Origin of the sequence: Streptomyces katrae, from assembly GCF_000966975.1 — a bacterium.
Classification (GTDB): domain Bacteria; phylum Actinomycetota; class Actinomycetes; order Streptomycetales; family Streptomycetaceae; genus Streptomyces; species Streptomyces katrae.
Genome location: NZ_JZWV01000784.1, coordinates 1 through 9,853, shown reverse-complemented (window position 1 = coordinate 9,853; position 9,853 = coordinate 1). Strand labels below are relative to the sequence as shown.

General features: G+C 74.9%; 8 protein-coding genes and 2 pseudogenes. 4 read left to right on the top strand and 6 right to left on the bottom strand.

The genetic code is table 11. The features are described 5' to 3' along the window. Positions 1–395, bottom strand: a pseudogene (locus VR44_RS26470) (FUSC family protein); the annotation flags it as partial. A gap of 325 nt (positions 396–720) precedes the next feature. Here VR44_RS26470 and VR44_RS48550 point away from each other — a divergent pair. After that, positions 721–2,309, top strand: a pseudogene (locus VR44_RS48550) (FAD-dependent monooxygenase). Positions 2,310–2,312: 3 nt separating this feature from the next. Here the strand turns inward: VR44_RS48550 and VR44_RS26460 are convergent. The 3 genes from VR44_RS26460 to VR44_RS26450 all read right to left on the bottom strand — a co-directional run bounded on the left by VR44_RS26460 (position 2,313) and on the right by VR44_RS26450 (position 4,943). Continuing rightward, the gene (locus tag VR44_RS26460; RefSeq protein ID WP_045950114.1) at positions 2,313–2,735 is read right to left on the bottom strand and encodes a universal stress protein; all 423 of its coding nucleotides are present in this window, start codon (positions 2,733–2,735) and stop codon (positions 2,313–2,315) included. A 10-nt stretch (positions 2,736–2,745) separates the two neighbouring features. Then, positions 2,746–4,266 (bottom strand): APC family permease, encoded by a 1,521-nt coding sequence (locus VR44_RS26455; protein ID WP_094191928.1) that lies wholly within the window; start codon positions 4,264–4,266, stop codon positions 2,746–2,748. Between the two features lie 83 nt (positions 4,267–4,349). Beyond that, positions 4,350–4,943 (bottom strand): histidine phosphatase family protein, encoded by a 594-nt coding sequence (locus VR44_RS26450; protein WP_045950113.1) that lies wholly within the window; start codon positions 4,941–4,943, stop codon positions 4,350–4,352. An 86-nt stretch (positions 4,944–5,029) separates the two neighbouring features. On the opposite strand from VR44_RS26450, the gene VR44_RS26445 reads away from it, so the two are divergent. Beyond that, positions 5,030–5,725, top strand: coding sequence for a YoaK family protein (locus VR44_RS26445; protein WP_245692242.1), 696 nt, complete (start codon positions 5,030–5,032; stop codon positions 5,723–5,725). A gap of 22 nt (positions 5,726–5,747) precedes the next feature. Here the strand turns inward: VR44_RS26445 and VR44_RS26440 are convergent, their stop codons facing one another. Continuing rightward, positions 5,748–7,130 (bottom strand): cryptochrome/photolyase family protein, encoded by a 1,383-nt coding sequence (locus VR44_RS26440; protein WP_045950112.1) that lies wholly within the window; start codon positions 7,128–7,130, stop codon positions 5,748–5,750. Between the two features lie 67 nt (positions 7,131–7,197). On the opposite strand from VR44_RS26440, the gene VR44_RS26435 reads away from it, so the two are divergent. Both VR44_RS26435 and VR44_RS26430 read left to right on the top strand, forming a co-directional pair. Continuing rightward, complete coding sequence (locus VR44_RS26435) at positions 7,198–7,677, top strand: Lrp/AsnC family transcriptional regulator (protein ID WP_045950111.1); 480 nt, start codon at positions 7,198–7,200, stop codon at positions 7,675–7,677. Between the two features lie 46 nt (positions 7,678–7,723). Then, entirely contained in the window at positions 7,724–8,416 is a 693-nt protein-coding gene (locus VR44_RS26430; RefSeq protein WP_045950110.1) for an HAD family hydrolase, read from the top strand. A 22-nt stretch (positions 8,417–8,438) separates the two neighbouring features. Here VR44_RS26430 and VR44_RS26425 read toward each other — a convergent pair. Then, a partial coding sequence (locus VR44_RS26425) for an MFS transporter (protein WP_045950109.1) occupies positions 8,439–9,853 on the bottom strand: 1,415 nt, incomplete at its 5' end.

Genomic DNA, 9,853 nt, shown 5'->3' with positions numbered 1-9,853 from the left:
GCGTGCAGGAACTGGGTGACGAAGAACATCATGAAGGCGAAGATGCCGAGGGCGTGCCCGCGCGGCCCCCAGCGGCGGGCGTAGACCCCGGCGAAGACGACGGCGAGCCAGGCCGCGTCGCGCACGGGCGGCATGCCGTGCAGGGAGGTGGCCAGGGCCAGCACCGGGAAGCCGGCGACGGGCAGCAGGGCGGTGGTCACCCGCTGGGCGCGGACGTCCGCGTCGAGGACGGTGAACAGTGCGAGCAGGGCCGCGAGCCCGCCGGTGATGGACGCGGTGAGCGAGAGCCCCGCCAGTTCGGCCACGGCGACGGCGAGCCCGGTGCCGATGACCGCGCGCGCGGAGTTCCTGAGCCTGGCGCGCCCCGGATCCGGAGCCGTGAACATCCTCTTCATGGCGGTGTGCCGCCCCCCTCGGAGTGCTGCGCGCCGGGCCGGTGTCCGCCCGGGGGTGGTGGGCGGCGTACGGGCACGGCGAAGGCGCCGCGCTCCGGTCCGGCGTCGTTGCCGGCCGGCGCTGCGCGGCGCCGAAAGTACATGGATACGACACAGATAAGCATCCGCAGGGGCATTGGCTCAAGGCGGGCTCCTCGGGCTGGGCCATTGGCACCGCTGCGGCCGTACATTTCCGGCCATGGGCGGGCCAACGGATCGGCGGTGCGCGAAGGGGTGGGGAACGGCCCGGTGGCGGGGTGTCGGGGCCGGTGGACACGATGGACGCATGAACGGCGGAGCGGTGGACGTGCTCGTCGTGGGCGCCGGCCCGGTGGGTCTGACGGCGGCGGTGGAGCTGCGCAGGCGCGGGGTGTCCTGCCGGATCGTGGACCGGCTGCCGGCCCGGCTGCCGTACGCCAAGGCGGTGGGGATCCAGCCGCGCACGCTGGAGCTGTGGGACCGGATGGGGCTGGTCGCGGACGCCCTGGACGCGGCGGTCCCGCTGCGCGGGCAGCTCGTCTACGTCGACGGCGAGGAGCGGGAGCCGCTGCGGCTGGCGCTGCCGCCCGAGGTGCCGTACGGGTTCGCCGCGCTGCCGCAGTACGAGACGGAGCGGATCCTGGAGGCCTTCCTGGCGCGGTTCGGCACCTCGATCGAGCGGGACACCGAGCTGGTGTCGTTCGCGCAGGACGACGACGGGGTCGGCGTCCTGTTGACGGGACGGGCCGGCGAGGAGGAGCTGCGGACCCGCTACCTGGTGGGGTGCGACGGGGCGCACAGCACCGTCCGCAAGGGGCTGGGGCTGACCTTCGAGGGCGGGGCCTTCCCCGAGGAGTACATGCTGGCCGACGTGGAGACCGACTGGGACCTGCCCTACGGGTACACGCTCCGGGCCGTGCACCACGACGCCGAGGGGAGGACCGACGACATCCTGGTCTGCATCCCGCTGCCCGGGCCGGGCCGGTACCGGATGTCCATGCTGGTGCCGCCGGAGCTCTCCGTGTCCGCCGCGCCGGCGGCCGGGGACGGGGTGGCGCACGGGCTGGAGGGCTCCCGGGCCCCGGCCCTCGCGGACATCCAGAGGGTGCTGGACCGGATGGCGCCGCGGCCGGTGACCGCCTCGGCGATGCGCTGGTCCTCGGTGTTCCGGATCAGCCACCGGCTCGTGGACCGGTACTCCGAGGGCCGGGTCTTCGTCGCCGGGGACGCGGCGCACATCCATCCCCCGACCGGGGCGCAGGGGATGAACACCGGCATCCAGGACGCCTGGAACCTGGCCTGGAAGCTCGCGCTCGCCGTCGGCGGCTCCGCCGCTCCGGGGCTGCTGGCGGCCGGACCGTGCGCCACGCCCGCCGGACCGCCGGGGCGGCGGACCAGGGGACCGCGGCGGTGCTGCGCGAGGCCCAGCTGCTGGTGGGCTACCCCGACAGCCCGGTGGTCGTACGGCCCTCCCCGGGGGAGGCCGACGGCTCCGGGCCGGGGCCCGGGGAGCGGGCCCCCGACTGCGGCGGCCTGGCCGGGGAGGTACCCGCCTATCCGCTGCGGCTCCACGACCTGCTGAGGGGCCGCGAGCACGTGCTGCTGGTGTACACCGACGGCGCGTGGGACTCGTACGTCCCCCGACTCGCCGCACTGACGGGCGGGTTGCCGGCGGGGCGGCTCACGGCGTACGCGGTCCTCACCGAGGGCGGGACCGCGTACGCCGGGGCCACGCCGATGCCGGTGTACCGCGACGCGCGCGGGGAGTTCGCCCTGCGCTACGGGGTGCGGGCGCCGACGGCCTTCGTGGTGCGCCCGGACGGCTACCTGGGGGCGCGGCTGTGCCCGCCGGCCGCCGAGGGGCTGGCCGAGTACCTCGAGGGGGTCTTCGCCTGAAGGCTAGGGCTCGGGCTCGGTGGGGACGCACAGCACCGGGACCGGGGAGAGGTGCAGGAGCTTGTGCGGGGTCGAGCCGAGGAGGGCGCCGCGGATCGGGCTGTCGCCCCAGGTGCCGACGATGATGACCCGGGCGTGGTGGTGTTGGGCCGCGGTGAGCAGGGCCTGGGCCGGTTTGTCGTCCATGACCTCGACGGTCGAGGGGACCCCGGCCTCGTCGGCGGCCTCGACGGCCCGGGCGAGCGCGCTGCGGCCCGCCTGGAGGACGGCCTCCCGGTGGGCGCGGTACTCCTCACCGGCGGAGCCGGGGGCGGCGGCCCCGTAGACGAGGACCAGGGGCTCTCCGAAGGCGGTGGCCACCTCCAGGGCGACGCGCAGGGCGCGCTCGGCGCCGGGGGACTCGTCGTACCCGAGGACTACGGACATCCGGGCCTCCTCAGCTCTTCCTGCCGTGGACCAGGGCCGGGTCGACCACGCCCCGGCGCTCCTGCCAGAACCTGCCGTCGCGGATCCGCCAGAAGCACATGAGGAGGACGCCGGCGGCCGCGATGCCGATGCCGATGACCAGGGGCGGGCCGAGGCCGAACCAGGAGACCCCGCCGGCCGAGTTCCGCGGGTTGGACATGTCCTCGACAGACTCCACGAGCAGCCAGGCCAGGAGTCCGGCGCCGACGAGCGGGCCGACGCCGATGAGGAGGAAGTTGTGCGCGTTCTCCAGCAGGTGGCGGCGGTAGTAGACGGCGCAGGCCACGCCGGTGAGCGCGTAGTAGAAGGCGATGAGCAGCGAGAGCGCGGTGAGGGAGTCGAGCAGGGCGTTCTCGCTGATCTGGTTGACGGCGAGGTACCAGGCGATGGCGATGGCGGCCACCCACCAGGTGCTGACGTCGGGGGTGTGGAAGCGGTGGTGGATGTGCGCGAGGTGCGGGGGCAGGGCGTGGCGGCGGGCCATGGACAGGGCGGTGCGGGAGGCCGGGATGATCGTCGTCTGGGTGGAGGCGAGGGCGGAGGTGCAGACGGCGAGGAGGACCATCCAGTCCCAGCCGCCCATCACCTCGTGGGCGAGGACGGCGAAGATCTCCTCCTCCTCGTCGGCGTTCTCGGCCAGGAACTTCGTCCCGGCGTAGGCGACGATGGCGAAGCCGACGGACAGGTAGGTGACGAGCAGGATCAGGGTGGACCAGATGCCGGCCTTGCCGGGCGCCGTGGCGGAGTCCTCGACCTCTTCGGTGAGGTTGACGGCGGACTCCCAGCCCCAGTAGATGAACACGCCGAGCAGCAGGCCGCCGGTGAGCGCGCTGCCGCCGGCGCCGAAGGGGTTGAGCCAGCTGACGGAGGGGTGGAGGGCGTCGAGGGTGCTGGTGCCGGCGTAGACCCGGTAGATGGCGACGACGGCGAAGACCAGGAGGAAGAGGACCTGGGCGAGGATGAGGACGTCCTGGAAGTGCGCCGACAGTTCGGTGCCGATGACGCAGATCGCGGTCATCGCGAGGATCAGCACGACGGCGAGGGTCTGGCGGACGACGGTGTTGGCGGCCAGGCCGTCGAGGCCGAAGGCCAGCAGCCCGAAGTGGACGGCGACGTCGGCGAGGGAGCCGATGACGAGGACGCCGGTCATGGTGATGGCCCAGCCGCCGAGCCAGCCCGCCCAGGGGCCCATGGCACGGGTCACCCAGGAGAAGGTGGTGCCGCAGTCCTGGTCGACCTTGTTGAGGTAGTAGAAGGCGGCGGCGATGAGCAGCATCGGCACGAACGAGGCGAGCATCACGCCCGGGGCGTAGATCCCGGCGATGGCGACGATCGGGCCGATGACGGCGGCCAGGGAGTAGGCGGGCGAGGTCGAGTTCAGGCCGATGACGAGGGCGTCGAGGAAGCCGATCGCGTTGGCCTGGAGGGTGTCCTCGTCGGAGGCGGCACCGGGGACGGTGTCCTCCGGCCGGCCGCGGTCGCCCTGGTCCATGTACGCATCGTCACGCGCGGGGCGGGGGTGCGCGAGCGGCGCGGGTCGTCCGGGTGGCGGCGGCCCGCGCCGCGCGGACCGGGTCAGGGGCGGGTGTTCCAGCCCGCGATCACCGGGAGGCCGTGTTCCGTGGAGAGTTCGCTGACGGTGCCGGTGCGCAGCAGGAAGAGCCGGCCGGCCTCCGGGGGCAGGCCGAGGTAGCGGGCGGTCAGGACGCGCAGGAAGTGGCCGTGGGCGACGAGGACCACGTCGCCCTTGCCGGCGCGCAGCACCTCCGCGGCCCGGGCCAGGACCCGGTCGGCGCGGGCGCCGACCTGGGCGGCGCTCTCACCGGGGTGGCGGGCGTCGCCGGGCGGGACTCCGTCGGTCCACAGCGACCAGTCGGGGTGGGTCCGCTGGATCTCGGCGGTGGTGATGCCCTCGTAGCCGCCGTAGTCCCACTCGTGGAGGTCGGGGTCGGGGACGCCGTCGGTCAGTCCGGCCAGTTCGGCCGTGGCCACGGCCCGGCTCAGGGGGCTGGTCAGGACCAGGGCGGGGTGCCGGTCGCGGAAGTAGGGGGCCAGCGAGAGGGCCTCGTCGGCCCCGCGCGCGGTCAGCGGGACGTCGGTGAGCCCGGTGTGGCGCCCGTTGGCGCTCCACGCCGTCTCCCCGTGCCTCACCAGCAGAAGATCACTCATGTCCCGGACCCTACGGGGCGCCGCTCGCGCCCGGCATGTCGGGCCGGTGGAGCCGGGCGGGCGTGTCACTGTCGGAGGTGATGGACGTGAGTGTGTGCAGGCGGCTGACCGTCCTGCTGCTGGTGCTGACCTGGGTGACCGGGCTGATCGAGGCGGTCAGCCTGCTGGCGCTGGGGCCGGTGTTCACCGCCATGCAGACCGGCAACGTGCTGTTCCTGTCCTTCGGGCTGGCTCATCAGGGGCACCTGCCCGCGCTGGCGGCCGGGGTGTCCCTGCTGTCGTTCGCCGTCGGGGCCGTCTGCGCGGCGCGGCTGGAGGGGGCGGCCGAGGCCCGGGGGCGGCACTGGTTCGTGCTCGGGCTGTCCGTCGAGGCGGCGCTGATCACCGTCGCCGCGGCGATCGGCTGGGGCCTGGCGCCCCGCTACGGGTCCCCGGCCGTCCGGCACCTGCTGACCGCGTCCGCCCTGGCGGTGGCGATGGGCTTCCGCAATGTGACGAGCATGCGGGTCAACCTGCCCGGGGTGCCGACGACCCTGGTCACCCGGTCCATGACCGCCCTCCTCGGCGGATCGGCGCTGGGGCACGACACCGCCTTCGGTTACGGGACGGGGGCGTGGGGCCGGCGGGCGTGGGCGGTGGCCGCGATGTTCACGGGCGGGCTGACCGGGGGGCTGCTGGTGCGGGCCGGCTGCCCGGTGAACTGGCTGCTGCTGCCGGCCGCCTTGGTGGTACTGGCGGTGGCCCTGGTGTACCTGAGGCAGCCGGCCCTGCACTGCGTCTGACGGGGCGGCGGGTGCGGCCGCGTCAGGAGGCGCCCCTCCGTCCCTCGCGGAAGCGGGCCTGGGCCTCGGTGAGGTCGACCAGCGGCTCGGGGTAGTCGTAGCGGGCCCGCTCCTCTGCGGGCAGCTTCCAGGGTTCGTGGACGCGGGGCGCGGGCAGGGCGGCGAGTTCGGGGACCCAGCGGTGGACGTAGCGGCCGTCGGGGTCGTGGCGCAGGCCCTGGCGGACGGGGTTGAGGACCCGGTTGGGGCGGGTGTCGGTGCCGGTGCCGGCCACCCACTGCCAGTTGAGCTGGTTGTTGGCCACGTCTCCGTCCACGAGGAGGTCGAGGAAGTGCCGGGCTCCGGTGCGCCAGTCCGCGTAGAGGGTCTTGGCGAGGAAGCCGGCCGCCAGCAGCCGGCCGCGGTTGTGCATCCAGCCCTCGTGGCGCAGCTGGCGCATGGCCGCGTCGACCACCGGGTAGCCGGTGCGGCCGTCCTTCCAGGCCTGGACCTCCTCCTCGGCGTCGCGGCCGGTGCGCCAGCGGTCGTCGCGGGCGCGGTAGTCCCGGGTGGCGGCCTCGGGGCGGGCGGCGAGGACCTGGTGGTGGAAGTCGCGCCAGCACAGCTGCCGGACGAAGGCCTCGGCGCCGGGACCGCCGGCCGCGCGGGCGCGCTGGGCTGCCTCGACGGGCGAGAGGGTGCCGAAGTGCAGGTGCGGGGAGAGCCGGGAGGTGGCGTCGGCCGCGAGGTCGTCGTGGGTGTCCTCGTACCGGGCGAGGCCCGAGCTCAGCCAGCGGGTCAGCAGCCGGCGGGCCTCGCACTCGCCGCCGCGCGCCAGGCCCGGGGAGGTCCCGGTGACCGCGGAGCGGCGGGGCGGTTCCTCGGATCCGATGTCCTCGGGGACGCGTACGGTGCGGGGCGCGGCGGCCGCCCGGCGGGGCGGCAGTTCGCTCCAGCGGCGCAGGTAGGGGGTGAAGACGGCGAAGTGGTCGGATCCCCTGCCGCTGGGGAGGACGGCGCCGGGGGCCACCGCCGTGATCACCGCCTCGTGGGTGTACAGGGCGCACCCCTGGGCCCGGAGGGCCTCGCGCAGGCGCCGTTCGCGGGCCTGGGCGTAGCCGCTGACCCCGGCGGCGAGGTGCACCTCGCCGGCGCCGGCCTCCCGGACGAGGGCGCAGACCTCCTCCACCACCTCCCCCGAACGCAGGACGAGGCGGCCGCCGCGGGTCCGCAGGCCGGCGTCGAGGTCGGCGAGGCAGTCGGCGAGGAAGGCCAGCCGGTTGGGGACGGCGAAGCCCGCGCGTTCGACGGCCCGGTCGCGGACGAAGAGCGGGACCACCCGGTCGCAGGAGGCCAGGGCGGCGCGCAGCGGCGGGTGGTCGTGCAGGCGCAGGTCACTGGTGTACAGGACGACGGCGGTGTTCAAGGTGCTGGTCTCCCCCGTCGGAATTCCGGCCGATCCGGGCTTTACGGACCATTGGTACAGTCCTGGCATGGCGGTGGACGAGCTCGACACCCGGATCCTGCGTCTGCTGATCGAGCAGCCGCGCACCAGTGTCCGCGAGTACGCCCGGATCCTCGGCGTGGCGCGCGGAACCCTCCAGGCCCGGCTGGACCGGTTGGAGCGGACCGGGGTGATCACCGGCAGCGGCCCCGTGCTCTCCCCCGCCGCGCTCGGGCACCCGGTGCTGGCCTTCGTGCACATCGAGGTGACCCAGGGGCACCTGGACGACGTGGGCGACGCCCTGGCCGCCGTACCGGAGATCATCGAGGCCTTCTCGATCACCGGCGGCGGGGACCTGCTGACGCGGGTGGCCGCCCGGGACAACGCCCATCTGGAGGACGTGATCCAGCGGCTGATCCGGCTTCCGGGGGTGGTCCGCACCCGGACGGAGGTGGCGCTGCGGGAGCGGGTCGCCCACCGGCTGCTGCCGCTGGTCGAAGCCGTGGGACGGGCGGCGCGCAAACCCTGACAGGATGGGACGCGAAGCCATACGACCGGCAGGACGGGCACAACGGATGATCTCCGTCATATTCGATCTGGACGGCACCCTCGTGGACAGCGAGCCGAACTACTACGAGTCCGGGCGCCGCACCCTGGAGCGCCACGGAGTCCCCGACTTCACGTGGGAGCAGCACGCACGCTTCATCGGCATCGGGACCCTGGAGACGCTGGAGCTCCTCAAGGAGCGGTACGGACTCCGGGCCCCGGTGGAGCAGTTGCTGGCGGAGCAGAACGCGGCCTATCTGGAGCTGGCCCGTACCCGCACGGAGGCCTTCCCCGAGATGCGGGGGCTGGTCGAACGGCTGCACGCGCGGGGCGTCCCGATGGCGGTGGCCTCCGGCTCCTCCCGGGAGGCGATCGAGGCCGTTCTGGAGGGCACGGGCCTGTCCGCCCTGCTGACCACGGCGGTCTCCGCCGAGGAGGTCGAACGGGGCAAGCCCGCCCCGGACGTGTTCCTGGAGGCGGCCCGCCGGCTGGGCGCCGCCCCGGCCTCCTGCGCGGTGGTCGAGGACGCCGCCCCGGGGGCCCTCGCGGCCCGTGCCGCCGGGATGCACTGCCTGGCGGTCCCCTATGTGGCGCGGAGTGCCGGCGACCCGGCCTTCGCGGGTGCGGGGCTGCTCTTCGCGGGCGGCCAGGCGGAGTTCAGCGCGGCGGCGGCCGAGGAGTGGCTGGGCTCGCTGGGGGGCGGGTGGGCCGGGGGCGGGTGACCTCGGCGACCGGGAGCGGTGGTCAGCCCATGGCGCGCGGGAGGCGGCGGCTGAGGAGGACCGTCAGGACGATCAGCCCGAGCTGGACCGCCAGGGTCACGGCGAGGGCGTCCCGCATGCCGACCGAGGCGTCCAGCGCGAGGAAGAGGCTGCCGACGGTCGCCACGCCCAGGGCGAGCGAGGACTGCTGCGTGGTGACCATGACCCCGCTGCCCACCCCGGCCCGGTCCGCCGGCACGTCGGAGAGCATCAGCCGCATCAGCACCGGCAGCTGGAGGCCCTGCCCCACGCCGGCCACGGCCATCCCCGGGGCGAGGGCCGCGATCCCCAGGTCCGGCCAGCCGCGCCACACGGTCAGCAGCAGCAGGCCGATGCCCACGGCCTGGACGAGCCCGCCGGCGGTGACGACGCGGCTGCCGAAGCGCCCGACCAGCCGGGGGCCGGAGAGCGAGGCGGCGAAGAAGCCCAGGGCCAGCGGCACCAGGGCGAGCCCGGCCGCCACCGGGCCCAGGCGCAGGCCCTGCTGGAGCGCGACGGCGAAGGCGAACATGAACCCGCTGAAGCCGATCGAGAACGGCAGCAGCATCACCAGCCCCCGCCGCAGCGACACCAGGTTCAGCAGGCTCGGCGGCACCAGCGGGGTCCGCCCGAGCCGGTCGGCGCGGCGCTCCGTCAGGTAGAAGGAGACGGCGGCGAGCGGGGAGACGCCCAGCGACACCCAGGTCCACAGCGGCCATCCGGCGGCGCGGCCCTCCGTGAGCGGGAGCAGTACGGTCACGAGCGTCAGGCCCAGCAGCAGCGTTCCGGGCACGTCCACCGACGCCGGGCGGTCGGAGCGGGTCTCCGGGACGGCCCGGACGGCCAGCACCAGCCCGACGAGCACCACGGGCACGTTGACCAGGAACACCGAGCGCCATCCGGAGCCGGCCACGTCGGCGGCGACCAGGACCCCGCCGAGGATCTGCCCGGCGACCATCGACAGTCCGGCGGTGGCCCCGTACAGGCTCATCGCCCGGGCCCGGCGCGGGCCCTGCGTGGTGGCCTGGATGGTGGCGAGCACCTGCGGCAGCATCAGCGCGGCTGCGGCGCCCTGGGCCACCCGCGCGCCGACCAGCGTCCAGGCGGTGGGCGCCAGGCCGCAGGCGAGGGAGGTGACGCCGAAGGCGGCCATGCCGATGAGGAACAGCCGGCGGCGGCCGGCCATGTCGCCGAGGCGGCCGCCCAGCACCAGCAGCACCGAGTAGGCGACGCCGTAGCCGCCGACGACCAGCTCCAGCATGGCCGGGCCGGCGGCGAGGTCGGCGTCGATGGCGGGCAGCGCCACGTTGACGATGAAGAAGTCGATGAGCGGGAGGGCCGCGCCCAGCAGCACGGTGAAGAGCCCGAGCGGCGAGATCCCCCCGGACTCGCGGGCCGGGGCGGGGCCGAGGGCGGGGG